We start from the raw sequence: 25,587 nt of genomic DNA, 5'->3' as shown, positions 1-25,587 counted from the left end.
AAAGCTCAATCCATTAAATAGATTCATCACATTCTTTTTGGGCAATAGCGAGTTTATGAATAAAGTCTGCTTTACTTTCTGCATTCTGTGATTTTCTTATTAAAGCTCCTACTGCAGTTCCGTTTCTTAATAATTGTTTACTCAGAACATATTCATTCTTATTAGCCGAAAGATATTTATAAAGATTAATGATCCTAATTGCAAAATTAAAACTTTTATCTTTCAGCACATTTTTCTTTTCACTCATAATTTATAATTCATCATTCATAATTACTTAAGTTTTCCCACTTATATCCCGTTCCATAGACTGTTTTCAGATAATGTCCACATCCTGCGTCATAGAGCTTCTTCTTGAGGTTTTTTACATGAGCATAGACAAAATCATGATTGTCAAGCATATCTGCGAAGTCTCCGGAAAGATGTTCTGCCAGAGTACTTTTGGAAATAACTTTATTTTTGTTACCGATAAAATAAATGAGGAGATCGAATTCTTTTTTTGTCAAAGAAATCACTTCATCATTTACAGCCACAGTTTTGGCCAATAAATCGATTTGAAGTTCATTTTGTTTTACTACATTAGAACTGCTGAACTGTTTCCGCCGGATAATAGAATATACTCTGGCCATAAGCTCAGAAAGATGAAAAGGTTTGGTAAGGTAATCATCAGCGCCCAGCTTTAGCCCTTCAATTTTATCATCAAGGGCATTTTTTGCAGAAATAATAATTACTCCGTCCTGTTTCTGTTGTTTTTTTAATTCTTCCAAAATGGTAAGTCCATTTCCGTCCGGTAGCATAATGTCCAATAAAATACAATCATAGTCAAATGTTTCAATTTTATCCATGGCTTCACCGAAGGTACTGGCCGTTTCACAAAGGTAGTTTTCTCCGGAAAGATATTCGGAAATACTTTGAGCAAGTGCTGCTTCGTCTTCAATGATAAGAATTTTCATGCGATAAATCTATAACCAAATTTAGAAGAAATTTTGAATTTTAAATTAAATTATAAATTACAAAAATAGAATCTATAGAACAAGTGTAAAGGCTCAAAAGGAGGTTTTTTGTGATATATTTCATAAATTTACGGTGCTGTATCAATCTGATGATAGTATAAAATATTTCCAAGGTGAAAATTCACAACAAAAAAAAGTACCTGAGCTTCCTTAAATTTAAAAGAGATTTCCAAAAATACGGACTAGAAAAAGCACGCAGTTATGAGCTTATTCTGCATTGGCTGAACAACAGGCTAAGTAGAAATCAGTTTCTTGTTCTTTCCGGAATTCTGGTAGGCTGCACAGCTGGTCTGGCAGGAGTTATTCTGAAAACGCTGGTACACAATATTCACTATTTTATTACGAATAAAGTTCATTTTGAATATCAGATATTATTCTATATCGTCTTTCCTTTTTTAGGAATTGTTTTGACTACCATGATTGTTCTGACGCTGTTCAAAGGTCAGGACCGTAAAGGGATCGGAGCTATTTTGTACGAAATTGCTCAGAATTCCAGTATTGTGGCTTCCGTTAAAATGTATTCTCAGGTAATACAGAGTGCAGTTACCGTAGGATTGGGAGGTTCAGCAGGATTGGAAAGTCCTATTGCCGTTACCGGAGCTGCCATTGGTTCCAATTATGCACAGACGTACAGACTGAGTTACAAAGAACGTACTTTATTACTTGCTGCGGGAGCTACTGCCGGGATTGCATCTGCTTTCAATGCTCCTATTGCCGGGATTATGTTTGCCTTTGAAATTCTTTTAACCGGAGTTGTTTTCACAGATTTTATTCCTTTAGTCGTTGCTGCGGTCTGCGGAAGTCTTTTATCTAGGATTTTGTTGCAGGAAGATGTGCTTTTTAGGTTTTATACCAGAGATCCATTTAACTATAAAAATGTTCCGTATTATCTTATTTTAGGAATTGTTACAGGCTTGTACGCCCGTTATTTTGTGATTATTTCTCAAAAAGTAGAACATTTTATAAAAGGGCTTCAGCTTTCGAGAATGCGTAAAGCAATGTTCGGAGGAGCTGTTCTTTCTCTATTATGCGTTCTTTTTCCTCCTTTGTTTGGGGAAGGTTATGAAACGGTAAAAGCTTTTACCAATGGAAATACCTACTCTATTATTGAAAACAGTTTTTTCAGATATTTTGAGATCGGCGACTGGACCATTATTATATTTTTAGTTCTGGTATTGCTTCTAAAAGCATTTGCCACTTCATTTACCATATTCAGTGGTGGAAATGGTGGTAATTTTGCGCCTTCTCTTTTTGCCGGAGGAACTTTAGGTTATTTATTTGCACTGGTTTGTCAGCATTTAGGCTTTACGGATGTTCCTGTGACCAATCTTGTGTTGGTTGGAATGGCAGGTGCCATGAGTGGTGTACTCTATGCTCCTCTTACAGCTATATTTCTGATCGCAGAATCAAGTTTCGGATATGATTTGTTTATTCCCTTGATGATAGCCTCTATCATATCTTACCTTATTGCCAAATGGTTCTCCCCAATTTCTCCGGAATTAAAATCATTAGCTGATGAAGGAAAAATTTTCACAAACAAGCATGACAAAAACCTACTTTTCGCCCTGAGAACTGAAGACTTTATTGACAAATATTCACAAACAATCAGTCAGAATGCCTCTGTTACAGAATTGTTTGAAATGGTAAAGAATGGAGATAAAAATATTTTCGCTGTGGTAGATGAGAACAGAAAACTTAAAGGAGTTCTTACTTTGGATGATATAAGGCCTTATTTATTCAACAAAGAAATGGAAACCTCTCAGACAGTTACTCAGATCATGAAAGCACCACCAGCTGTTCTTCATAGGGAAAATAGACCACTGGATATTCTCCAGACCTTTGATGATACAGGAGTGTGGAATCTGCCGGTAGTGAGTGATGCTAATGATTTCATAGGCTTTATTTCAAAATCTTCAATATTAATGAGCTACAGACAGCTTCTGAAGGAATATTCCGATTAATAGTAATAACAGAATATAACAACCGAAAACCTAAATTCCCCTCCTCCGGAGGGGTGGCGAAAATTCAAAGAATTTTTGACGGGGTGGTTAACATCGTCGAATAACAAAAAAATCCGTTCATTTCTGAACGGATTTAATTTTAGTCTATAATGAAATTTGAAAAAATTAGTTGCTTGCATTATTCAGCAGGTCAATATCTTCCTGATCCAGAATAAGCTTAGGCGCATTGAATACGGTCTCCAGCTGTGAAGCACTGGTGGCACTTACGATAGGTGCTGTGATCAAAGGATTGGATAGCAGCCATGCCAGAGAAACCATTCCCTGAGTGGTATTGTGTTTTGCACTCACCTGATCCAGCGCTTTTAAAACTTCAAGCCCTTTTGGATTCAAATATTTTCTTACCCCTTCCCCTCTCGCGCTTTTTGCAAGATCTGCTTCATCACGATATTTACCGGTCAGGAAACCTGCTGCCAGTGACCAATACGGAAATACACTTAAGTCAAACTGGTCTGCCAGAGGAGCATAATTTTGTTCAAAACCTTCTCTTTCCATCAGATTGTAATGAGGTTGTAACGCAACATATTTAGGAAGATTATTCTTTTCCGCGGCTTCAAATGATGCTTTCAGGCGTTCCGGAGATAAGTTGGAAGCCGCAATATAACGTACTTTTCCAGCCTTAATGATCTCATCATAAGCAGAAAGCGTTTCTTCTACCGGAGTGGTATTATCATCAAAATGGGTATAATAGAGATCAATATGATCCGTCTGAAGTCTTTGCAGAGACTCATCTACAGATTTAAGAATATGTTTTTTACTGATATCATAACCATGTTCTTTTGTCTCTGAGCCAACTTTCGTTGCTAAAACGATGTCGTTGCGGTTTGATCTGCTTTTCATCCACTTTCCGATGATCTCTTCAGACTGTCCGCCTTTTCCGTTCACCCACCATGAATAGGTGTCTGCAGTATCTATAAAATTGAATCCGGCTTCAGTAAAGCGGTCCAGTATATCAAAAGACTGTTTTTCGTCCAGTGTCCATCCAAAAACATTTCCTCCGAAATTGATTGGGGCAATCGCTAAATCGGTGTTTTTGATTTTTCTTTTTTCCATAAAAATAATTTTACTAAGTGAGCTCTAAGGTAAGGAATATTAAGTCCGGAGAATATTCAAAATGACCATTCTCTTTATAGTTATTATAAATGAAAATGCTGATCTTTCCTCAGTTTTTTTGATTATTATTTTGTTGTTAGAAAATCGCAAAGACGCAAATAAATTAAACACCAGCTGCCATAAGGTGCAAAGATTTTATCTTTGATTTGCTATTTTCAAACAAAAAAGCTAAAAAAAAATAAAAACAGCCCGTTTGAAAAGCTGTTTTTATTATCTATCAATTAAAAATACGGTTATTTTTCAACCTGTGGAATATCAATAGCAATAAGCTGAAGTTTGTATTCCTGTAATTGAAGATTGATGGCTGATAAACCGTTGCTGAAGAATGATGATGCTGTAAAAAGCTCATGATAATATGCGATCCCTTCAAGAACATTTTTCCTGAAAGCATTCCATTTTTTTGTCTGCGAATGAGTAATCTGTACAGTGGATTCGGTGATTTCCTTTCTCAGATAATCCACATACATTTTCAGTTCATTAATAAACATATTCGGACGTTGATTATCATAAAGAATATTGGTGTTTCCGTAGATATGTTTTACCATTTCTGAAAGAGAAACTTCCTTATCAAAAAAGGCAATATTCGGTCCGGGACATATTACAACGCCTTGCTTTTCTCCTTTAATTTCAAGGTTCTGTTCCATGTATGCTGCATTCACAAGTCCTACACATAAGCAGGCTTTATCGGTAATTTCGGATTTTCTTTTATTGAATTCCTTTTCCGTCAAGGTTTGTTTGTTTTCGAACAGCTCTTTCAGTTTGATCTCCTGATATTTTCTGGAAGCAGTACATGTTCCTTCCTGAGAAAATTCTTTGCTTAGTGCGAGAAGCTTTTTGGGACACGAACTTCCATATTTCCCTTTTGCTTCTTTCTCATACTTCAAGACTTCATTGGATGTCCCTTTTACCGTATTAAAAGGCACTCCCAATGGCGAAATATTACTTAGATAGAAATCCTTCTCTTTTGACTGTAAAAGCAGATTTCGGGTTTCTGTATCTACCGATGTTGCTTCTGGTACAAGTAAAAATGGTGAACCCCATCCAACACTGTCTACACTATAATTAGCCAGTAAAAATTCATGCTCTTCAGAAGTTCCTACTCCACCCTGAACGGTAATCTTCATTTCTAAAGGTTCGGAAACTATATGTTTTCCTTTTTGTTCTAAAGCAGCCGTCATTAAGGTGTGAGCTGATTGTATCAGATCGCTTTTTTTCTGCTTAAATTCTTCCATGATAGGTCCAAGAAGCATTCCTTCAGTGGCAAAAGCATGACCACCGCAATTCAGTCCGGATTCTATTCTGTATTCTGAAACCCATAATCCTTTTTTAGCCAGAAAATTTCCCTGAATCATAGCAGAACGGAAATCGCTTACTTTAAGGATAATTTTCTTTTTGATGTTGCCGTTTTCATCCGGAAAAAAATCATCAAACTCTTCCATATAGCTATACAAACGGGGGTTCATCCCTGCAGAAAGAACCATTGATGATGATAGTTTACTTTTGGCAAATCCACGCAGAGAGGCATGCGCATCGTTGTACATCACAGGAAGCTGTTCATTATTCTGATAATTGTCTTTATCTACTTTCGTCATGATATTGACATCAATACTTCCCGGTTTTAAATTGGATTCTATGAAATTTTTGATATTAGAACTCCAATTGTCTTTTTGATTGATAAGATTCTGAAGACTGTTTTTGAAATCTGATGTATTGGGAAGCATAGCTACGAAATCCATCAAAGCTTCTTTATTCTTGCTGATTTCTTGTTTGAAAGATTCAAATTTTTCATTCACAATATCATCCACCATATCCAGATAAGCCGTAACTCTTCTGGCTCTGTAGTCTTCTGTTTTTGCTGAAATTCCGAAATAGTTAAGATTGAACTTTTTGTTGTAAAAGTTCTTCATTTTTTCCAGAATTTCATCATCAATAATGGAAATGACGGAAGAAATTCCATACTGGGCAACACGAATCGGGCTGTCTATTGTGTAAGCCAGACCCATTACCGGAATATGGAAATTGTGCAAAGGTTTTTTTGTCATAAAGTTTTGATAAAAGTTCTTTTGTTATTCATCTAAAAATCCTTTACAACTATTCACTGCTTAAAAATATTATTTTAAAATGAATTATGCATTAAATAATATTTCATTTTGTGTAAAACATGTCAAATGTCATTTTTTTGAATCGATTTCTGTAAAATTGTTACTGAGACACCATTAATTGTATGACTACCACATCAACTATAACTTTTTTTACTATATTTATTAGTTGAACGATGACCATCCTATGAGAAAAAATAAAGGATTATTCGCCGGAATAATCGCCGCTCTAATTGCTTTTTCTTCTTCCATTATAATAATTGAAGCCCTGGTCGCAATGGAAATTGCAAAAAGTACTTCTGACGTAATAGGAGATCTTTTTACGATTGATTCCAATATTAAAGAACATCTTATAACAGATCTTCTGTTTCTTGGTATTACCGGAGTTGCGTATGTATTCTCCCTCAGAAAAATTAAAAATGATATTTTTTCATTTATTACTCTTTTGGTTTTTATGGCTTCAATATTTGTTTTTGGGAGTGATGTATTGCTCCAGTTTGAAGCAATGAAAGTAGAGAAACTTGATGGACAATTTGGGTTTTATATTTTTGAAAAAGTAGCCTATACCAGTTTGATATATCCTGTTGTTGGTCTTATTTATGACAGATACAGAAGAAAACTTAAATGATAACAAATAAAATATACGTATTAAGCTTATTTTTAAGCTCTATCTGGACTTTCTCCCAAAATGTCAATGAAGACCTTATTCACTATTTAAAAGAGGCGGAAACGATTCTTATTACCAGTCATGAAGATCTCAGACTTGATATTGAAACACCTGGTAAGAGTATAACCATTTACAGAGACTTACTAAAAAATGGTGTTCCCAACAATGAAATCATAATAAATAAGGTCGTACTCACTCCTGAATCAAAACAAGAATTAATAGAGATTATAAAAGGGCAGAAAAGTGTAAAAGTCTGGGATGGAGCTTTCTGTTTCGAGCCGCACAATACGTTGTTCATTTATAAGGAAAATCAGTGGAAGAATATTGAGTTATGTTTTGGATGTAAGCAATATAATCATAGTAAAGAATTACCCGTTAATAGAGAAGAATTTCTGCATAGTTATCAGGACTGGCTCAATCTTGAAGAGTTTTTTAAAAAGCAGGGAGTGCATTGGAATGAGTCTGTAAAAAAATAACAAAAAGATCAGTCAAACCAGACTGATCTTTTTACTTGTATCATGTTTCCCTAAGAGCTATTCAGCTTTGTTCTTAAGCATCATCAGAAGACTGTAAGCTCCTTTCTGTACAATTTTCTTATCTTTTAAAAAGTCTGATTTTATTATCTCTGTAAACTGGTCATCAGAAATTCCGGTCACTACGGGAATTATTTTATAATTGGATTTTCCCAGATCTTCAAAAACGTAATTTTTATTTTCATAAGAAACCACTGCTTCATTGGGAAGACCTTGTGTATAACGGCTACTGATTTTAACTTCAGCATTGATATACATTCCTTTTACAAATTCAGCATTTGCCGAAGACAGCTTAGCAATTGCAGTGGCAGATCCTCCATTTTCAATACTTGGCACTACGCTGACAATTTTGGCATTGGACTTCAGCTCCGGATTCTGATTGTTATACACTAAAATTTCCTGTCCTGTTTGAATATCATTCACATCATTTTCAAATACCTTTAATTCTAAAAGTAATCCTGCAGGGTTGATCAATTCAAATAAAGTATCTGCCGGATTGATGTATTGTCCGTTATTCACAAGAATTTTGCTTACAAAACCTGTAAACGGAGCATAAATATTGATTTTACTTCTGATATTTCCGGTAGTCAGACTTTTGGCATTGATTCCGATGATTTTCAGTTTTTCTTCCAACCCCTTTAGAGTGGCATTCAAAGTAGAATAATCTGCCTGGGCAATCTGCATGGTTTTGTCACTGCTGGCTTTACTTGTATTCAAATCTTTCTGACGGTTGAAATTCAATCTTGCCGCTTCAAGCTGGGCTTTGGTGACCAGATAATCCTGCTGCAATTGTATAAACTGAGGATCTTCCACTACTGCAAGCACCTGCCCTTTGCTGAAATGGCTTCCATTAATGACATTGATAGATTTGATATGTCCACCCATGATACTGGAAACCAAACTAATGTGAGAAGGTGCAATTTCCGCCTTTCCATTCAATCTCACCAGCTTTTCCATATTCCTGTTCTGAATACTGGTTGTTGTTAATCCTACAGACTGAATCTGTTTTTCTGTAAGATGAACGGAGTTTTTGTCGTTCTTAGAAAATTTCGTGTTTTCATACACCGTTTTTTCCTCCTCATTTTTTCCTGAACATGAAGATAGAGTAAGGATGAAAGCTAGGCTGTATAGGGATATATTCTTGAAATGCATGATGGTATTATTTTGAAATTAAGAATTGAAGTTCGGCTCCGATCTGATTCAGTTTTTCCAGCTGATCAATATAATCTGCTTTGGTTTTTACGGCCTGATTCACCAATATTACCCAGTCCAGATAGTCTATTTCTCCTACTTCCATCTGTTTCTGGGCTGTTTTTAAAATGATTTCAGATTTTGGAAGCTGTTTTTGTTCATAATTTTCGATGATCTGCTGTTGGTTCATATAGGTAGTCAACTGTTGTTTCAATCTGTTTTTAAGCTCAATTTCTTTTCTCTGATACTGATTTTCGGAAATAACAATTTTAGTCTGTGCTGCCTTTGCTAAAGCTCTCTGTCCTTTGGTAAACAATGGAATTCCCACTCCTACCTGAACCGAATTGAACCGATTATTATTGATGTTTTTCATACTCTGATTGGTATATCCTATAAGAAGATCCGGAAGCAGCCTGCTTTTTTCAAGCTGTACTTCTGCCTCTCCTACTTTGATCTGTTGCTGCAAATATTGAAGCTCAGGATGCTGTTTTACCATTTCTTCTGAGATCTGTAAACCAATATTCATCGTGGGATGATCAGCAATGGGGTGATAAGGTGTTGTAGACTGTAGCAATAATTGAAGTTGAAGCTTTGCAATATTCAGATCATTTTCAAGGGTATTCAGTTGTACTTCTATCTGTTCTTTCTGAATTTCCGCGGTGGATTCCTCCAGAATATTGGCTTCCCCTTTTTTTAATCTTAATCCGGCTTTATCTGCAAAATTATGATATAACTGGCTGATGTATTCCAGGACTTTTTTCTTCTCCTGAAGCACCAGTATCCTGTAGAAAACATCTGTTACTTCTTTGGTAAGCTGTATTTTAGTCAGATTCTGATTGATGACACTGGCAGACCATTCGGCATCCAGCATTTGTTTTCTTTTTGAATACACTGTTGGAAAACTGAATCTTTGAGAGATTCCGAATGAATTATCCGTTTCCTCGCCCTGAATTTGACCAAATCCTCCGGTAATTTCCGTCTGGGGAATATCCAGATAACTGGCTTTCAGTTTTTCCTGATAATCTGATACTAATTTTGAATTTTTAAGAGTACCATTCTGCAGGTATGCTTTTTCCAAAGCCTGATCGTAGGTAATATTTTCCTGAGCCTGATAAGTTCCAAAGGATATTAACAACAGGAAAACAGACAATTTTTTATAGTTGAGTTTTTTTGAGTATTTCATTTTATCTTTATTAATATGTTCAAACAGGACGTATAAAATTGGAAGGACAAACAAGGTTAAAAGGGTCGCAAGCATTAATCCTCCGATCACCACCGTTGCCAAAGGTCTCTGTACTTCTGCTCCTGCACCGTTGCTGATTGCCATGGGAAGGAATCCCAGAGAAGCTACAAAAGCCGTCATTAAAACCGGACGAAGCCTGATTTTTGTTCCTATGAGTACAATTCTGCTCGTATTTACTATTCCATTCTTTTTCAATCGGTTAAATTCTGATATCAAAACAATTCCATTAAGTACGGCAACTCCAAATAATGCAATAAATCCTACCCCTGCACTGATGCTGAAAGGCATTCCTCTCAACGCCAGAAAGTACACACCTCCTATCGCAGATAAAGGAATGGCTGTATAGATCAGCAGGCTGTGTTTTACAGAACCGAAAGCAAAGAATAAGAGCAGGAAAATCATCACTAACGAAATAGGAACTGCAATTCCCAGTCTGGCTTTGGCTTCATTTAAATTTTCAAAAGCTCCTCCATAAGAAACAGTGTAGCCCGGTGATAATTTCAGGCTTTTATCTGTTTTTTGCTGAAGTTCTTCCACGATACTCTGAACATCTCTTCCTCTCACATTAAAACCTACAATAATTCTCCTTTTAGTATCTTCCCTCTGAATCTGGTTCGGACTGTTTTTAAGCTCTACTTTAGCCAATTGAGACAAAGGAATCTGTTCTCCTGAAGTGGTAGGAATCAGAAGGTTTTGGATGCTTGTAATATCTTTTTTATGTTCATTATCCATTCGGACAACGATATCAAACTTTTTCTCACCTTCATACAATGCTCCTGCAGTTTGTCCGGCAAAAGCCATATTAATCACTCTGTTGATATCTGCAACTGAAATATTATATCGGGACAGTTCCGAACGGTTATAATCAATCACAACCTGTGGAGCTCCTACTACCGGCTCGATATATAGATCCTGTGCACCTTTTACAGTGTTAATAATGCTTCCAATCTTTTTGGCATACGTGGCAAGGCTGTCCAGATCTTCACCGTAAATCTTGCAGACTACATCTTGTCTTGCACCCGTCATCAGTTCATTGAAACGCATCTGTACCGGAAACTGGAAACTGGTGGTGAGGCCTGGGATAACGCTTAATGCTTTGCTCATTTTATCAGAAAGCTCAGGAAATGTTGTTGCGGAAGTCCATTTCTTTTTAGGCTTTAAAACAACGATCATATCTCCGGAATCCATAGGCATAGGTTCTGTAGGAATTTCTGCACTCCCAATTTTCATGACTACTTTTTCTACTTCAGGAAACTGTGTTAAAAGGATATGTGCGGCCTGTGTGGTGGCTTTTTTGGTTTCATTGATATTACTTCCCTGAAGAATTCTCATTTCAACAGCAAAGTCGCCTTCCTCCAAAGAGGGTATAAATTCTCCACCCATTCTGGAAAGGGTAAAAACAGCACCTGCAAACAGGATCAATACGCCAATGATGATCGTTTTTCTGAATTTAAGAGCTTTCATCAGTAATTGCTGATGTCCGGTTTCCACTTTATCCATGACGCGGTCCGAGATGTTCTCTTTTTCTTTTTTCTTTCTGCTTAATACCAGAGAACTCATCATCGGAATATAAGTCAGGGAAAGAATAAATGCTCCAATCAGGGCAAAGGCAACGGTCTGAGCCATAGGCTTAAACATTTTCCCTTCAATTCCCTGAAGGGTAAAAATCGGAAGATATACGATTAAGATAATGATCTGCCCGAAAACCGCACTGTTAACCATTTTGGTAGCAGAGCTGGAAACCTGATCATCCATTTCTCTTTTGCTGAGCATATTGTCTTTTCCAAAATGCTTTTTATGGGCAAGTTGATGCAGCACGGATTCCACAATAATGACGGCACCGTCTACAATAAGACCAAAATCCAGCGCTCCAAGACTCATAAGATTTCCTCCTACACCGAAAATATTCATCATGATAATGGCGAAAAGCATGGCCAAAGGAATAACAGAAGCCACCAATAATCCTGCTCTGAAATTTCCTAAAAATAATACCAGAATGAAAACCACAATCAAAGCTCCTTCCATCAGGTTTGTTTTTACAGTACTGATGGTATTATTCACCATCTTAGCACGATCAAGGAAAGGCTCAATTACTACTCCTTCCGGTAAGGACTCCTGAATTTTCTCCAGTCTTTGTTTGATATTTCCAATCACTACATTGGCATTTTCACCTTTCAGCATCAGAACTATAGCTCCGGAAACCTCTCCAGTGTCATTATAAGTCATAGCGCCATACCTTGTTGCATAACCTATTTTCACAGAAGCTACATCTTTGATATGTACCGGAATGCCTTCTTTCGTTTCCGCTACCTGAATGCTTCCAATATCTTCCGTACTTCCCAGAAGCCCTTCACTGCGGATAAACAAAACAGTTTCTTTCTTTTCAATATATGCACCTCCGGTATTCTGGTTATTCTTTTCCAGCGCGGCAAAAACATCATTGATATTGATGTTGAATGCTTGTAGTTTATTAGGATTAATGGCAATTTCATATTGTTTCAGTTTTCCTCCGAAACTGCTGACATCCGCCACACCTTTAGTTCCAAGAAGTTGTCTTCTGACCACCCAATCCTGGATAGTCCTCAGTTCTGTTTCATCATATACATTTTCGTATCCTTTTTTTGCCCGTATCACATATTGGAAAATTTCTCCCAATCCTGTTGAAATAGGCCCTAATTCCGGTTTACCGATTCCGGCTGGTATATTGTCCTGAACAAGCTGCAACCGTTCCTGAACCTGTTGACGAGCCCAATACACATCCGTCTTATCATCAAAAACTACAGTCACTAATGAAAGTCCGAATCGTGAGAAACTTCTCAGCTCCGTAATTCCGCTGATATTGCTGGTGGCCTGTTCGATAGGAAATGTAACAAGGCGTTCTATATCTGCAGCACCATAAGAAGGAGCAGTAGTAATAATCTGAACCTGATTATTGGTGATGTCCGGCTGGGCATCAATGGGAAGTTTAGTGGTTTCATAGACTCCAAAAAGGATGAGAGCTACTGTAAACAGAGCAATGATGAGTTTATTCTTTACAGAAAACTCAATAATTTTATTTAACATGGAAAAACTATTAATTGATAATCCGGAATGCTTTATAAAAGCTGAGATTCACCCAAAACTTAAAGTATCAAAACAAGTGTTTGTAACTTCTCTGGTTAAGGTTTAAGCATCAATACAATGCATTACGAATTAATTGATATGTAACAAGAATTCACTGCTTTAGGTAAAAACATAAAGCATTAATTTTCAATGTAAAGTCAATTAAGAAAGCCGTGGTGGCTGGAAAATCTGAGAAAGGTATTGGTTGGAAAAATCTTTTTCCTTATAGATACTGCTTTTCTTTGAAACAGTAATTTCCTTAGGTTTTTTTATTTCAAATGAAAGCTCAGGAAGCTGGGCGTGTACAGTAAGTACGATAGGTGGATTGATAAACGGCAGTTTCTGATCGGTATCCCAGTCAGAATCCTGTTTGTGGTTATCATAGTGCTCCATTACAAATTCTGAAAAGCTTCCATGGTATTCCATGAAATGTTCCACAAACATAGGCACTTTCAGTACTTCCCCCGCATTGGTGGTAGCCAGCACATACATTATTGAACATAATATGGAGAACCATTTTAACATGAGTGCAAATATAGGGCTTAAATTTTTTCTGAGAAGGCTGTAATATTAATTTTTTGAGAATTTTAGCCAGTTTAAAAGCAGTTTAAATAAATAATAACTCTTCGTAAAAATGTTAGGTTTATCAAACAAGAATCAAAGCCTTGACTTCAGCCTGCTCAATGTCTCCTGCGAAATATTAAGATATGAAGCGACCAATTTATTGGAAAGCCTTCTTACCACCACCGGATTTTCATCCAAAAGCTGGCGGTATTTTTCAAGTGCATCCTGAACAAGGAAAGACATCAGTCTTTTGGTATTATTTACATAGGCAGTTTCAAGATATATTCTGTAAAACTTTTCCCATTGAGGGATAATCTCCAGAAGATGATAAAAATCTTTATGAGTAATATAATATACTTCTGAATCCTCTACGGCTTCTATGAATTCCTCAGAGGGTTCAGAAGTAATAAAACTGGTGAGTGCAGTTGCAAACTGATTTTCAAAAGCAAAATATCGGGTAGAATCCTGCCCTTCTTCATTAATAAAAAATATACGGAGACAGCCATTGACAACAAAAAATGTTCTCTGGCTGTTTTGCCCGTTGGAAAGTAATAACTCATTTTTTTTCAGGGAAATAACTTTAAAATAAGAAAGTATCGTTTCCAATTCATAATCTGTTATTGATATTCTATTTTTGATATATGACGTTAAAAGTTCCTGCATGTAAGCAAAAATAGTGATAAATGGCTTTGCTTACATCTTTTATTCTTTCCTGTTTAGAGGTTTTCTGCCTGTCCGGCTTTCCAGTATGAACAAATGTACATTCCATGTGGATCCCATTCCAGTGTTGTTTTGAAGTAAGTACGAAGTTCATGCACAGTGGAATATTCTGCAGCGATATAAACATATTCTTTTAAAACGCCAGGTGGAAACTGAACAGATTTCACTGCTTCTGCAAGCTTGCTTCCCTGTTCAGGATGAGGATTGTGCAGCCATTCAACCGAAATATCTGCCGCAGAACACAGGATCAATTCGTCCTCTTTACCTGCCACTTCCAATATTATTTTTGCTCTTACATAGGAAGGAAACTGTTCTGAAATGGCACAAATCACCGGCAGTGCCGTTGCATCTCCTGCAAGCAGATAAAAATCAGCATTCGGAACTAACGGTTTTGAACTTTCTTTCATTCCTATTTCCAATAGACCTCCTGGTTTGGTCTTCAATGCCCATGCAGAAGCTGGTCCGTTGTCACCATGAGCTACAAAATCAACACTCAGTTCTTTTTCTTCCAGGTCAATTTTTCTATTGGTATAGGTTCTGATCAGAGTGATGTTTTCTTCTTCAGTGGGGATAAAGATTTTATTATTAGATCCGGACTTTACATTCGCCAATAGTTCAGCCTGTTTTTCATCAATATCAAATATAACACGGATTAAATGTGGTGTAATAAAAAGTTTCTTTTTAACGGTAAATACAGAATGTATTTTCTTCGTTTCTTTTACTTGAGATGTTAGTGAATGTTCCATTTTTATTTTTTGTTAAATAGTAAAATAATCATTGCAATGATACAGCTGATGCCTCCGAACAGGTATACAGTCTGATAATCAAACCAACCGGCAATTAATCCTGCTATAGGACCTGCGAGCCCTAATGAAAGGTCAACAAATGCGACATAGGCTCCTAGTGCTGTTCCTCTCATCTGCGGTTTTACTTTTTGAATGGCAAGAACTCCCAAAGCCGGAAAAACCAATGAAAACCCAACACCCGTCAACCCACATCCGATAATGGCCAATGTTTTGGATGCAGAGGTCCAAATCAGCATTTGTCCAGCCACTTCGATAATCAGAGAGATCAAGGCTATTGTAAAGCCTCCGTATTTATCTGGAAAAGAAGCAAAGAAAATTCTGGTCAGCACATAACATGCTCCGAAGATCATAAAAGCCAATGAAGCATCACCCCAATTTTTTTGAGAGAAAAATAACGCAATAAAAGAAGCAATACATCCAAAAGCCATTGATGAAAAAGCAAGGCTCAGACCCTGACCAGATATGGCACCAATTATTTTGTAGAAAGGTGTTCTTACATAATCTTTATCCACAGGAATAGAAGGAAGTTTAGCAGTGGAAAGCCAGCTTACCAGCGGAAGTAAGGCAATAAAAAGAAAAGCAGGCAGAATATTGTATTCTTTACTTAACCATATACTGATGGGAGCTCCGATTGCAATTCCCGCATACATGGCAATACCATTCCAGGTCATTACTTTTCCCGAGCTGGAATGTCCTACAAGGCCTATTCCCCACGTTAACGCTCCGGTAACCAGAAAACTTTCACCAACCCCATGAATAATTCTTGCCAATAAGAGAGAAGCAAGTGCCAGAATAGGATTAGCTTGGAATAATACTGCCAGTACATAAATAATCCCAGCAATAACAGCCAATATTACACCTGACATTTTACTTTTCTTAGCACCTCTGGTGTCTGTCATCTTTCCGGAATAGGCACGGGTTAAAAGTGTTGATAATGATTGCAGACCAATCACAAGTCCTACAATAATGCTGTCAAAGCCTAATGTGTTCTGAACAAACCTGGGAAGTACTCCTAAAGCAATTCCTATGGTAAGGTAGACCGCAAATACCGAAATGATAATAGGAGCGGTTGCCTGATAGAAATTAATAGTCTGTCCTTTTTCTAATGTTGTACTCATAAATTTTGTTTAAAATATTCGGGTGCAAAGGTCCCGGTACAACAGATAAAAAACTTTGACTTAGATCAAAAAAGGAAGAACAGCCTTAATCAAGATTCAAAAAACCGTCTGTAAGACCTTTCCATTGTATTTTAGCAATCCCCATCATTCCACCTATAGCAGTGGCAAGATTTCTAAAAACATCCAGGAGCTGAGCATTCAAGTTGGGTCTTTCATTTCGTCCGTATACAGCTGCTTTTAAATAAGCTATATTTCTGGATATCATAAAGGTTGAGCTTGCTGCAGAACTGTAAAAATGAGCAATATGACGGCTTTTTTTATTTTGAGGATCTATTGATGGTCTGCATGTGATTGATATACTTTCGGAAAAACTGTCCTGATAGAAACAGATATCTGTTATTTCTACCCAATCGTATCCTTTAGCTTCAGGTTCTCCCGGACCAGGAATATCAATCCTGATAAAATCTCCTTTTTGAGGTTCTCGGTCTGCGGGATTCCCATCAAAATCATACAATTTAAATGTAGCAAATGCTTTTCCACTATAACTTCCCCAATTATTAACTGAAAAAAATCTTTCTTTTAATATGGTAAACTTTTCCGGAATCAAACCCTGTTCAAATACTTTTCTGCTTTCTGTATCATGGAAGCCTCCGAATTTTTGTGAAGGAACTCCCTTAAATATCTTTGGACTCATATGACAGGTTTTTAAGCAAAATAGAACAAAAAAACTATAAAATTTTATGAGCAGGGTCACAAAAGAGTTAAACAATTGTTTGAATACAGACTCATCAAAGCCATATTTTGATAATAATTCACTTTTTACGACATTTTTATTTTGGATAAAAAACAGGCATACAATTCTTCAGGTGGCGAATTATATTTAAATAGATATATTTTTCCGTTAGTAATTTCGGAATCCCAAAGAAAACCAACAACATTTAAGGAATAATTGTTTTTACTTAAAATAAATATTTTTTAAAAAAAATAAGCTTATGATGTTTTGCATACCATGATTTTTGCTTATATTTGTGAATCGAAATAATTTTTTTTCATCATTTGTGTTTTTTTAAGGTCTTCACTCGTGGAGACCTTTTTATTTTCAATAATCTCATAATTGAATATTGGCTATTGAAGTGAAAAAATGAACGAAATGTGAAATATTATCTTTTTCAATATCCCCAATCGCTTTTACACAAAGGAATATATAAAGTTTTGAGATGTTAATAACTCTTCTTTTTAATAAATCCCGACCCGCTTTGTACGTGTTTTAAAGCTTATTGAATGGTTTTAATAAAATCAGTTGGCCTGAACTGCATCACAGACTGAAAACTTCTGGTATAAGCCTGAACACTCTTATATCCTACTTCATAAGCTGTTTCTGAAATGGTAAGATTTCCTGAACTCAAATATTCCAGACTCTTGAGGATACGAAGCATTTGTTGATATTTGCTTAAGGTAAGGCCGGTTTCTTTTTTGAAAATACGTTCCAGGGTACGGAAAGATAAAAGTGCTGTATCACTGAGGTCTTCCATTTTGATCTCATTCCGGTAATGATTGTGAAGATGTTCTATAACTTTTGTAAGACGTTTATCTTTGGGAAGACTGATATGAAGAGTAAGAGAATGTTCTACAAACCGTGGAAGTTCGTTGAATAATGCTTTCAGAAATAGGCTCTCATGATGATCCGGAGTCATCAGCTTAGACCATTTCTCTGCATATTTTATCATTTCCTTCAAAACAGGAGGAACAGAAAATACATTCACTTCATGATAAAAAGGTTCCTGGGTGCTGATCTCCGCAAACATGATCATCAGCTTGATCTTTTCAGAATGGGAATTGGTTTTATGGATAGCATTTGGCGGGATCCATACCGCATGATTCTGAGGAAGGAGATAGATTTTTTCTTCAATAGTAATATACTGAAAACCACTCTCCACATACACGAGCTGACCTTTTTGATGGTAATGGAGCACATCATCATGTATCCAGTTTTCTTCAAACCATACAAAATAAGGCTTTTTCAGTTCATCTATTTTTATGCTGTCGTTAGCGTTCATGTCGTTTTAGGTTAAAACTTTGGCAAAATTAAACAAAATTACTGTGTTAATTTTGTGCAAAAGTTTTTATTATGATGAAGAATGAAGTAAAAAAGAATGCTTCTTATGTTTTATTAATCATTAATGTTCTGGTAGTTATATTAATTTCCAGTAACCTCCGTTCACCTATTGTAGCGGTTGCCCCTGTACTGGGAGAAGTAAGAGATGCATTGAAACTGGATAATTTTCAGGTAAGTCTGCTTACGTCTATTCCACTGTTCATGTTTGCCGCCTGTTCTGTTCTTGTGAGTAGATTTTCTAATAAGTTCGGGATCAGTAAACTTCTAATATACTCTCTGATTATTTTAAGCTTCGGGTTATTTTTACGAATCAGTGGATCTCTATGGCTTTTGTTTTTAGGTTCTCTATTCATTGGTTTAGGAATATGCATCGGAAATGTGGTTACTCCAGGATATGTTAAGAATAATTTTCCGAAGCAGATAGGTCTTATGACAGGAATTTTCGCTGTATCTATGAATCTCACTGCAGCTTTAGCTTCTGGGTTCAGTGTAAAAATAGGAGAATTGACAGGTTTTGGATGGAAAGGATCTCTGGGAATATGGCTGGTGATTGCCGCACTCGGCTTTCTGGTTTTATCATTGGAATTCATATTTAACAAAAGAAATCCGGTTCAGCCTAAAACAGCGCTCAGTACTTCAGATTTTAATATGTTCAAATCTGCCCAGGCATGGAATATCAGTATTTTTATGGGTCTGCAGTCTTTATTTTATTATTGTCTGGTGGCCTGGCTGCCTTCATTTCTTGCGGATTTTAATATGCAGGGAGAAAGCTCGGGATGGGTTTTCTTTGTGATTCAGATTACGATGATTCCTGTGACGTTCTGCTGCCCGATTATTGCCAGTAAGATGAAAGATCAGAGACTGATGATTTTTTTTATATGTGCTCTGATGTTCGGAAGTACGATGATGTTTGTGTTCCTGAAATCTCAGTGGATTTATGTGAATGCTGTGATCATAGGAATTTCCAACGGTTTGTCTTTCAGTTTATCTATCCTGTTTTTTTCAACGAGAACGAAAAGCAGTATCAATGCGGTTAAAATATCTGGTATGGCACAGTCTGTGGGATATCTGATTGCCGCATTCGGACCTCCGTTATTTGGAAAACTGCATGATTGGGATATTTCCTGGAACAGTTCATTCTATTTATTAAGTTGTGCCGTACTGCTGATGCTGTATTTCGGATTGAAAGCAGCGAGAAATAAATATGTTGAGGATTAAGATGGCTAAAGGTTATGTGACACGTCTTTTATTGCTGGATGCTACCCATTCTTCTTTTTGGCATTTTGGGCAGCGTCCGGCATTACCCGCTTTTTTATGTTCAGTATACCCACAGAATATACAAGAGTAATGTCTTTCCTCATGAATATATTGTAACGGATTATGTAATGAGCCTGGCATAATAGGAAGTCCATACTTTACAGATTCATCTTCTAAAAAGAATACACTGATCTCTCCTGATATCTCTTCTATAGCCATTTCAATCTGTCCAAGTTGCGAAATTCCTTTTAGTCTCAACTCAGCAAAGAATTCATCACTCCCAAGGTTTTCTTTTTGAAAGTTTTTAATTGAAAATTCGCCATTTTCTACCAGACAGATAGATTTTCCTTCCACCAGATTTTCAAAACTTTTACTTTTTCCGATAAAATGGGTCACAATAGAATATAGAAGGATAATAACAATAAAAACAATAAGGGATGAAATAATTCCGACATCCTTATTAAACATAGGATCTCCTGCTGCTGATCCCAGGCCAATAATGACTACCAACTCAAAGATTGAGAGTTGTTTTACCCCTCTTTTTCCTAAAATTCTAAGTCCGATGATAATAGCAAGGAACATAATCATGGTACGAAGAATGATCTCCAAAAGAAAAGACCATTCTTCGTGTCCCAGTAATAATTCTTTCCAATCAAGATTTAAGAGAAAAACTGACAGCATACAAATTATTTATCAGGAAATATTCAAAAAATAAGCCATAACTCCTGTTATTTATTTCATATCTGTTTCAGGCTTACCTCTTCTCCGTCTTTCAGTATGAAACATTGGTTTTCGAGTCCTTTTTCTGTTATTTTTCCCTGAATAAATTTTCTGTCTTCTCTGCAATGGCTTACCGCTTCCAGATGGGTTACCCAAACGGTAGATTCCGGTGTGTATTCACAGAGTTTTATAATATCTTCAGCAGTCATAATAATAGGATCTCCCACAGAGAAAGTGGCAGCTCCTCCTGCAACAATAATGTGCTGTGGCTGGTGTTTGTCGATTTCTGCGGCAATTTCATCATACCAAATCGTGTCTCCTGCTATGTAAACGGATTTATTTTCTTTTTTAAAAACAAAACCATTTACGATTCCCATTTTTTCTCCGATTTCTCCGGTTCCATGCTCGCCTTTCGTGGTAGATATCCCAATATTTTCCCACTGAATCTTATTATTCACAGCAATAATATTGGTAAAGCCCTGTGCTGCGATTTGGTCTGAAATAACATCCGGACAGATGATCGGAATATTTTTATCAAGAAGTCTGGCGGCTTCAGAATCCCAATGATCAGGGTGAAGATGGGTGACCGCAACTGCGTCTATCTCTTCCAATCTTTTATTTAATTCTTCTTTATTAAAAGGCAGATCTGTGAGAGGGTTCAGTAATTCACTTTCTGTCATCGGCATTTTTCCCATAGAGCCTTTTTCGCCCAGCATAGGATCTACGAGGATGGAAATTCCATCAATATTCAATAGCAATGTAGCATTGCGCCATAATTGTAATTTCATTTTGAGTATGTTTGCAGAACAAAGCTATTGCCTGATGAGGGTAAAACAATCGAAGGTTACCAAAAGGTTAACCATAAATTTTCAACTGAGCTATGAATTTTGAAGAATTTAAAAACTGTGGATTAAGACGAAGCCTGAATATTCTTTCAGGGAAATGGAAGCCTTTGATCCTGCACAATCTTTTTGAAGAAGACCAGGTCCGTTTTGTAGAACTTTGGCGGAATATGCCTCGGGTTTCCAAGAAAGTATTGGCAGAACAGCTGAAGCAGTTGGAAGAAGACCTTATTATTGAACGGATTGAAGTTTATAATTTCCCACCGGAAGTCTATTATAAACTAACAAAGAAAGGACAAAAACTGGGACCTATTCTTTCCGAACTTCATTCTTGGGGAAATGAATTGGGATAAATTATTTTAAAAATTTTATATATTGTTGAAAATTACACTGTAATTTAAATGATATAAAAACTAATAACAATTTTTACAGATGAAAAGAATTATTATTTTGATTTCCTGTGCAATAGGCGCATGGGTAACTGCACAGATAGCTCCACCGCCAACGATTCAAAGATCTAACACCACATCCCGCGGACTTACTGTCAATTCTAGAAAAGGGACATTAATTGAAAAGAAAATTACCAATCTGGGCAAGTTCAAAAACCTGAATATTCAAAAAATTGTAACGAAAGATGTTTCCGACAATTCTTCAGATACTCTTCTGGGAATCATGTACGAATACGAAACGTTTGATGAAATATCAAAAAAAACACTTACCGTTGATAAAAATGAACTGGGAAAACTGATCCAGTCTCTTCAGATTGTGGAACAGAAAGAAAACGAAAAGGCTGGCCAGGAAACCAAATATAAGTTTGTAACGATGAGTAATATTGAATTTGGAAGTGTTTATCGTGAAAAGCTTTCTTCGTGGGTGAATTATATAAAAATTCCAGGCAATCATTTTAATCATAATTTACTGGAATTCAATAAAGATGAATTAAAAGAATTGATTACTATTTTAAAGAAAGCAGAACAGGAGATTTAAAAAATACAGGCACTGGCATTCAACATAAAAACCTTATAGGTCTTGGAAACCTATAAGGTATATTAAAAAAATTAAAAATAATTATTACCGGAACAGATCGTTTATTCTCTAAACTGATCCAGAACCTCTGTAATATTCTGATAGACAAAATCTAATTCTTCTGATGTAATACAATAAGGAGGAACCAGATAGATTACATTTCCCAACGGCCTCATGATAATCCCTCTCTGTAAGAATTCATTGTAAAGCGTCTTTCCTATTTCATTGAAATAAGAAGTGTCATTCCCGGTTTTAAAATCGAAAGCTAAAATAGTTCCGATCTGCCTAATCTTTTCTACATGAGGATGCAATGCAAGTACTTTTACAAACTCTGAATGTTGATGAGTGATGCGGTTGATATTCATTTGAGTTTCGTTTGTAAGTAATAATTCCATACTGGCAAGAGCCGCTGTACAGGCTAAAGGATTAGCTGTAAACGAATGCCCGTGAAATAATGTTTTATAACGGTCTTCAGAAAGGAAAGCCTCATAAATTTCATTGGAGCAGGTCGTAATTCCCATTGGCATGGTTCCTCCTGTCAATCCTTTTGAAAAACACATAATATCCGGCTTTTCCGTAAGATAATCTGCTGCGAAAAGTTTACCTGTTCTTCCAAACCCTGTAAAAACTTCATCCTGAATCATAAGAACCCCTTCTTCTCTGCAGAATTTCATCAGCTGGCTAAGGTCTTCAGCTTTATACATCAACATTCCGGCAGCCCCCTGAACTAATGGCTCATAGATAAAGCAGGCTACTTCATCAGCAAGTTCTTTAATCTGTTTCTGCAGGCTTTCCAAGTTTTCTGCATTGGGTGTATCTATAAAAACAACTTCAAACAACATGCTTTCAAAAGGCCTTGTCCAGAAACTCTTTCCACTTACAGACATCGCCCCGAAAGTATCTCCGTGATACGCATTTTTAAAAGCTAAAATCTTTGTCTTCTTTTTCTCTTGATTATATGCATATTGAATACACATTTTCAAAGCAACTTCTACTGAGGTAGAACCATTATCCGAATAAAAGACCTTTTCCTGACCAGCCGGAAGAAGTTTCAGCAAATTTTCTGAAAGCTGTACAGCAGGTTCATGAGTAAATCCTGCGAAAATTACCTGCTCCAGTGTATTCAACTGTTCAAAAACACGTTGTGCAATATAAGGATGTGAATGTCCGTGTAGTGTTACCCACCATGATGAAACAACATCCAGATATTTTTTTCCTTCGGTATCATACAGGTAAATTCCTTTTCCTTTTACAATAGGAATGGCATCATCAGCTGTTTTCATCTGCGTGTACGGATGCCAGTTGACCGCTTTATCTCTCTCCTGCAGGCTGATTTCTTTTATTATTGTATTCATATTTTGATGTAAAAAGTAGAAATAAGTGATGGAGTTGGATTTAACAATAATTTAGTTGAATATGTTGTCGTAAATGTTGAAGTAATCGCAAAGGCGCAAAGTTTTTGTCAAAGATTGCGAGTATTTTAAGGCGCAAGAAAATCAAAGATTTTCAGCAAGTGAAGTGTTATAAATTTCCTTGCAGATTTAGGGAATTTAGTAGATTTTCTAAATTTCATCTGCTTACTTTGTATAATCTGCGAGAGACTAAAATTTGCAATATCCAATTTTATTGGAGATAAAATTCTTGCGCCTTAAAATATTATTTACCTTAAAAATCTTCGCGTCTTTGCGTTTTCCAACTCATATCCGTTTAAAGCAGTTTATAAAAATTCAAAACCAATTTTATAATAAGCGCTATAATACCAATAATCCAGCTCATCACTCATAATTTATCATTCATAATTTATAATTACCTAGCAGCATGTTTCTTTTTTCATCATAGGTTTCAGTCCTAAAGTCTGAAGCATCTGCATATCTTCAGAAACTCCCGGATTAGGCGTTACCAATAGCGTTTCTCTTTCTCCTGTAAAAATGGAATTAGCTCCTGCCATAAAGCACCATGCCTGCTCTGTTTCAGTCATTTCTATACGTCCTGCACTTAATCTTACCATAGAAGAAGGCATTACGATTCTTGCAGTAGCGATCATTCTTACCATTTCCCAGGTATCAACTTTTTCATTGTCTTCTAACGGAGTTCCTGCTACTCTTGCTAAAGCATTGATAGGAACAGATTCGGGATGTTTTGGCATTGTTGCCAAGGTCAGAAGCATTGAAATTCTGTCTCTGTGGGTCTCTCCAAGTCCGATAATTCCTCCGGAACATACTGTAATTCCTGCTTTTCTTACGTTGTTGATCGTATTGATTCTATTGTCAAACGTTCTGGTAGAAATGATCTCTTCATAATATTGTTCTGAGGTATCAAGATTGTGATTATAGGCATATAATCCGGCTTCCTGCAATCTTAAAGCCTGCTCTTCGGTAAGCATTCCCAGTGTACAGCAAACTTCCAGACCAAGGTCATTTACTCCTTTCACCATATCAATCACTCTGTCAAAATCACGGTTATTACGAACTTCACGCCATGCTGCTGCCATACAGAACCTTGAAGATCCTGAATCTTTTGCTTTTTGTGCATGGGCAATTACAGTTTCTGTAGGTAATAAAGCCTGTACTTTGATATCCGTATGATAACGGGCTGCCTGTCCACAATATGAACAGTCTTCAGGGCATCCGCCTGTTTTGATGGATAATAATGTGGAGATCTGTACTTCAGAAGGATCATGCCATTCGCGATGTACGGAGGCTGCTTTATAGATCAGCTCCATCAGGGGAAGGTGATAAATTTCCTCAATTTCTTCTTTCGTCCAGTTGTTTCTCAATGTTGTTTTTGTATCCATTATCCTATTTTTGTTATTGTTAATTGCTTTGCAGCATGTTGTATAGATTCTTTATCCGTACTGTTGATTTCGGGAATCTTTATAATTTTTGTTTCTTTTTCGATAAAACTGCAGATTACCCTTTCTGTATCTTCCGGAAAATCTCCGTTAAGAATTAAATATTCTAACTGAATTCCCCTCTGTTGTAAAGCCAGGATTGAGAGCAGGCTATGATTAATGCAGCCTAAATAATTTCTGATTACTAATGCTACAGGAAGACTTAATTCCTCAATGAGATCAATCATGAAAGTAGTGTCTGAAATCGGAACCATTAAGCCTCCTGCTCCTTCTACAATCAGTGGATTTTCTGTTTCAGGGAGTTGAAAATCATTCAGATTGATGGCAATATTTTCTTCTCTTGCGGACTGGTGTGGTGATGCAGCCAGCTGTAAACGATAGGTTTCCGGATGGCATACCTTCGTATCAGTCCATTCCTCAATTTTATGACTGTCTGTGTAGTGAAGATCTCCGGACTGTATGGGTTTCCAGTATTCTGTTTTAAAATGCTGAACCAAAACGGCTGAGCAGACTGTTTTTCCTATTTCGGTTCCTATTCCTGTTATAAATAATTTCATGTTTTCGGGATTCGTGGTTCGTGTTCCGGGTTTT

23 protein-coding genes are annotated in these 25,587 nt (G+C 36.5%); 6 read left to right on the top strand and 17 right to left on the bottom strand.

The genetic code is table 11. From position 1 onward, the window contains the following. Positions 1-13: 13 nt before the first annotated feature. Positions 14-247 (bottom strand): four helix bundle protein, encoded by a 234-nt coding sequence (locus BUE84_RS25050; RefSeq protein WP_409993841.1) that lies wholly within the window; start codon positions 245-247, stop codon positions 14-16. Positions 248-260: 13 nt separating this feature from the next. Further along, entirely contained in the window at positions 261-950 is a 690-nt protein-coding gene (locus BUE84_RS11230) for a response regulator transcription factor (RefSeq protein WP_079241709.1), read from the bottom strand. Positions 951-1,123: 173 nt separating this feature from the next. Between BUE84_RS11230 and BUE84_RS11225 the strand changes: the two genes are divergently transcribed. After that, positions 1,124-2,971 carry a chloride channel protein gene (locus BUE84_RS11225; protein ID WP_079241708.1) on the top strand — a complete coding sequence of 616 codons (1,848 nt, stop codon included), beginning with the start codon at positions 1,124-1,126 and terminating at the stop codon, positions 2,969-2,971. A 165-nt stretch (positions 2,972-3,136) separates the two neighbouring features. Here BUE84_RS11225 and BUE84_RS11220 read toward each other — a convergent pair whose 3' ends face one another. Both BUE84_RS11220 and BUE84_RS11215 read right to left on the bottom strand, forming a co-directional pair. Then, entirely contained in the window at positions 3,137-4,081 is a 945-nt protein-coding gene (locus BUE84_RS11220) for an aldo/keto reductase (protein ID WP_079241707.1), read from the bottom strand. A gap of 293 nt (positions 4,082-4,374) precedes the next feature. After that, a complete protein-coding gene (locus BUE84_RS11215) occupies positions 4,375-6,183 on the bottom strand; it encodes a hypothetical protein (RefSeq protein ID WP_079241706.1) in 1,809 nt (602 codons plus the stop codon). 244 nt (positions 6,184-6,427) lie between these two features. On the opposite strand from BUE84_RS11215, the gene BUE84_RS11210 reads away from it, so the two are divergent. Next, a complete protein-coding gene (locus tag BUE84_RS11210; protein WP_079241705.1) occupies positions 6,428-6,868 on the top strand; it encodes a hypothetical protein in 441 nt (146 codons plus the stop codon). Next, on the top strand, positions 6,865-7,383 hold the full coding sequence (locus BUE84_RS11205; RefSeq protein ID WP_079241704.1) for a hypothetical protein: 519 nt from the start codon (positions 6,865-6,867) through the stop codon (positions 7,381-7,383). The genes BUE84_RS11210 and BUE84_RS11205 overlap by 4 nt, the downstream gene beginning before the upstream one ends. A 57-nt stretch (positions 7,384-7,440) precedes the next feature. On the opposite strand, the gene BUE84_RS11200 is transcribed toward BUE84_RS11205, so the two are convergent. From BUE84_RS11200 to BUE84_RS11165, 8 genes are all read right to left on the bottom strand, one after another. Further along, positions 7,441-8,592, bottom strand: coding sequence for an efflux RND transporter periplasmic adaptor subunit (locus tag BUE84_RS11200; protein WP_079241703.1), 1,152 nt, complete (start codon positions 8,590-8,592; stop codon positions 7,441-7,443). Positions 8,593-8,599: 7 nt separating this feature from the next. Continuing rightward, on the bottom strand, positions 8,600-12,937 hold the full coding sequence (locus BUE84_RS11195; protein ID WP_079241702.1) for a CusA/CzcA family heavy metal efflux RND transporter: 4,338 nt from the start codon (positions 12,935-12,937) through the stop codon (positions 8,600-8,602). Positions 12,938-13,138: 201 nt separating this feature from the next. Then, positions 13,139-13,501 (bottom strand): hypothetical protein, encoded by a 363-nt coding sequence (locus BUE84_RS11190; RefSeq protein ID WP_079241701.1) that lies wholly within the window; start codon positions 13,499-13,501, stop codon positions 13,139-13,141. Between the two features lie 132 nt (positions 13,502-13,633). After that, the gene (locus BUE84_RS11185; RefSeq protein ID WP_079241700.1) at positions 13,634-14,203 is read right to left on the bottom strand and encodes a Crp/Fnr family transcriptional regulator; all 570 of its coding nucleotides are present in this window, start codon (positions 14,201-14,203) and stop codon (positions 13,634-13,636) included. Between the two features lie 53 nt (positions 14,204-14,256). Then, positions 14,257-15,006 (bottom strand): siderophore-interacting protein, encoded by a 750-nt coding sequence (locus BUE84_RS11180; protein ID WP_079241699.1) that lies wholly within the window; start codon positions 15,004-15,006, stop codon positions 14,257-14,259. 2 nt (positions 15,007-15,008) lie between these two features. Continuing rightward, positions 15,009-16,184 carry an MFS transporter gene (locus tag BUE84_RS11175; RefSeq protein ID WP_079241698.1) on the bottom strand — a complete coding sequence of 392 codons (1,176 nt, stop codon included), beginning with the start codon at positions 16,182-16,184 and terminating at the stop codon, positions 15,009-15,011. Positions 16,185-16,269: 85 nt separating this feature from the next. Further along, positions 16,270-16,878: a hypothetical protein gene (locus tag BUE84_RS11170; RefSeq protein WP_079241697.1), complete on the bottom strand. Its 609-nt coding sequence runs from the start codon at positions 16,876-16,878 to the stop codon at positions 16,270-16,272. A 580-nt stretch (positions 16,879-17,458) separates the two neighbouring features. Next, complete coding sequence (locus tag BUE84_RS11165) at positions 17,459-18,241, bottom strand: AraC family transcriptional regulator (RefSeq protein WP_079241696.1); 783 nt, start codon at positions 18,239-18,241, stop codon at positions 17,459-17,461. A 71-nt stretch (positions 18,242-18,312) separates the two neighbouring features. Between BUE84_RS11165 and BUE84_RS11160 the strand changes: the two genes are divergently transcribed. Beyond that, a complete protein-coding gene (locus BUE84_RS11160) occupies positions 18,313-19,518 on the top strand; it encodes a CynX/NimT family MFS transporter (protein ID WP_238594406.1) in 1,206 nt (401 codons plus the stop codon). Positions 19,519-19,530: 12 nt separating this feature from the next. Here the strand turns inward: BUE84_RS11160 and BUE84_RS11155 are convergent, their stop codons facing one another. Together BUE84_RS11155 and BUE84_RS11150 are read right to left on the bottom strand one after the other, a co-directional pair. Then, the gene (locus BUE84_RS11155; RefSeq protein ID WP_079241694.1) at positions 19,531-20,238 is read right to left on the bottom strand and encodes a DUF421 domain-containing protein; all 708 of its coding nucleotides are present in this window, start codon (positions 20,236-20,238) and stop codon (positions 19,531-19,533) included. Positions 20,239-20,294: 56 nt separating this feature from the next. Beyond that, the gene (locus BUE84_RS11150; RefSeq protein WP_079241693.1) at positions 20,295-21,065 is read right to left on the bottom strand and encodes an MBL fold metallo-hydrolase; all 771 of its coding nucleotides are present in this window, start codon (positions 21,063-21,065) and stop codon (positions 20,295-20,297) included. Between the two features lie 92 nt (positions 21,066-21,157). Between BUE84_RS11150 and BUE84_RS11145 the strand changes: the two genes are divergently transcribed. Then, positions 21,158-21,472, top strand: coding sequence for a winged helix-turn-helix transcriptional regulator (locus BUE84_RS11145; protein ID WP_079241692.1), 315 nt, complete (start codon positions 21,158-21,160; stop codon positions 21,470-21,472). Positions 21,473-21,551: 79 nt separating this feature from the next. After that, a complete protein-coding gene (locus BUE84_RS11140) occupies positions 21,552-22,106 on the top strand; it encodes a hypothetical protein (RefSeq protein ID WP_079241691.1) in 555 nt (184 codons plus the stop codon). Positions 22,107-22,207: 101 nt separating this feature from the next. Here the strand turns inward: BUE84_RS11140 and bioA are convergent, their stop codons facing one another. The 3 genes from bioA to bioD form a co-directional block, all read right to left on the bottom strand. Next, on the bottom strand, positions 22,208-23,500 hold the full coding sequence (gene bioA / locus BUE84_RS11135) for an adenosylmethionine--8-amino-7-oxononanoate transaminase (RefSeq protein WP_079241690.1): 1,293 nt from the start codon (positions 23,498-23,500) through the stop codon (positions 22,208-22,210). A gap of 455 nt (positions 23,501-23,955) precedes the next feature. Then, positions 23,956-24,939 (bottom strand): biotin synthase BioB, encoded by a 984-nt coding sequence (gene bioB / locus BUE84_RS11130; RefSeq protein WP_079241689.1) that lies wholly within the window; start codon positions 24,937-24,939, stop codon positions 23,956-23,958. Next, complete coding sequence (gene bioD / locus BUE84_RS11125; protein WP_079241688.1) at positions 24,939-25,553, bottom strand: dethiobiotin synthase; 615 nt, start codon at positions 25,551-25,553, stop codon at positions 24,939-24,941. Before bioD ends, bioB begins: the two co-directional genes overlap by 1 nt. Between the last annotated feature and the right edge of the window lie 34 nt (positions 25,554-25,587).

Source organism: Chryseobacterium indologenes, from assembly GCF_002025665.1.
Taxonomy (GTDB): domain Bacteria; phylum Bacteroidota; class Bacteroidia; order Flavobacteriales; family Weeksellaceae; genus Chryseobacterium; species Chryseobacterium metallicongregator.
This window is presented reverse-complemented; position numbering and strand designations above follow the sequence as displayed.

Excerpts from the sequence above, each read along its gene's own strand:
- BUE84_RS11155 (WP_079241694.1), bottom strand. The coding sequence starts at position 20,238 with ATGCTGTCAGTTTTTCTCTTAAATCTTGATTGGAAAGAATTATTACTG.
- BUE84_RS11195 (WP_079241702.1), bottom strand. The coding sequence starts at position 12,937 with ATGTTAAATAAAATTATTGAGTTTTCTGTAAAGAATAAACTCATCATT.
- BUE84_RS11140 (WP_079241691.1), top strand. The coding sequence starts at position 21,552 with ATGAAAAGAATTATTATTTTGATTTCCTGTGCAATAGGCGCATGGGTA.
- BUE84_RS11215 (WP_079241706.1), bottom strand. The coding sequence starts at position 6,183 with ATGACAAAAAAACCTTTGCACAATTTCCATATTCCGGTAATGGGTCTG.
- bioD (WP_079241688.1), bottom strand. The coding sequence starts at position 25,553 with ATGAAATTATTTATAACAGGAATAGGAACCGAAATAGGAAAAACAGTC.
- BUE84_RS11165 (WP_079241696.1), bottom strand. The coding sequence starts at position 18,241 with ATGAACGCTAACGACAGCATAAAAATAGATGAACTGAAAAAGCCTTAT.
- BUE84_RS25050 (WP_409993841.1), bottom strand. The coding sequence starts at position 247 with ATGAGTGAAAAGAAAAATGTGCTGAAAGATAAAAGTTTTAATTTTGCA.
- BUE84_RS11170 (WP_079241697.1), bottom strand. The coding sequence starts at position 16,878 with ATGAGTCCAAAGATATTTAAGGGAGTTCCTTCACAAAAATTCGGAGGC.
- BUE84_RS11175 (WP_079241698.1), bottom strand. The coding sequence starts at position 16,184 with ATGAGTACAACATTAGAAAAAGGACAGACTATTAATTTCTATCAGGCA.
- BUE84_RS11185 (WP_079241700.1), bottom strand. The coding sequence starts at position 14,203 with ATGCAGGAACTTTTAACGTCATATATCAAAAATAGAATATCAATAACA.
- BUE84_RS11190 (WP_079241701.1), bottom strand. The coding sequence starts at position 13,501 with ATGTTAAAATGGTTCTCCATATTATGTTCAATAATGTATGTGCTGGCT.
- BUE84_RS11220 (WP_079241707.1), bottom strand. The coding sequence starts at position 4,081 with ATGGAAAAAAGAAAAATCAAAAACACCGATTTAGCGATTGCCCCAATC.
- BUE84_RS11160 (WP_238594406.1), top strand. The coding sequence starts at position 18,313 with ATGATGAAGAATGAAGTAAAAAAGAATGCTTCTTATGTTTTATTAATC.
- BUE84_RS11200 (WP_079241703.1), bottom strand. The coding sequence starts at position 8,592 with ATGCATTTCAAGAATATATCCCTATACAGCCTAGCTTTCATCCTTACT.
- BUE84_RS11150 (WP_079241693.1), bottom strand. The coding sequence starts at position 21,065 with ATGAAATTACAATTATGGCGCAATGCTACATTGCTATTGAATATTGAT.
- BUE84_RS11180 (WP_079241699.1), bottom strand. The coding sequence starts at position 15,006 with ATGGAACATTCACTAACATCTCAAGTAAAAGAAACGAAGAAAATACAT.
- BUE84_RS11210 (WP_079241705.1), top strand. The coding sequence starts at position 6,428 with ATGAGAAAAAATAAAGGATTATTCGCCGGAATAATCGCCGCTCTAATT.
- BUE84_RS11205 (WP_079241704.1), top strand. The coding sequence starts at position 6,865 with ATGATAACAAATAAAATATACGTATTAAGCTTATTTTTAAGCTCTATC.
- bioB (WP_079241689.1), bottom strand. The coding sequence starts at position 24,939 with ATGGATACAAAAACAACATTGAGAAACAACTGGACGAAAGAAGAAATT.
- BUE84_RS11230 (WP_079241709.1), bottom strand. The coding sequence starts at position 950 with ATGAAAATTCTTATCATTGAAGACGAAGCAGCACTTGCTCAAAGTATT.
- BUE84_RS11145 (WP_079241692.1), top strand. The coding sequence starts at position 21,158 with ATGAATTTTGAAGAATTTAAAAACTGTGGATTAAGACGAAGCCTGAAT.
- bioA (WP_079241690.1), bottom strand. The coding sequence starts at position 23,500 with ATGAATACAATAATAAAAGAAATCAGCCTGCAGGAGAGAGATAAAGCG.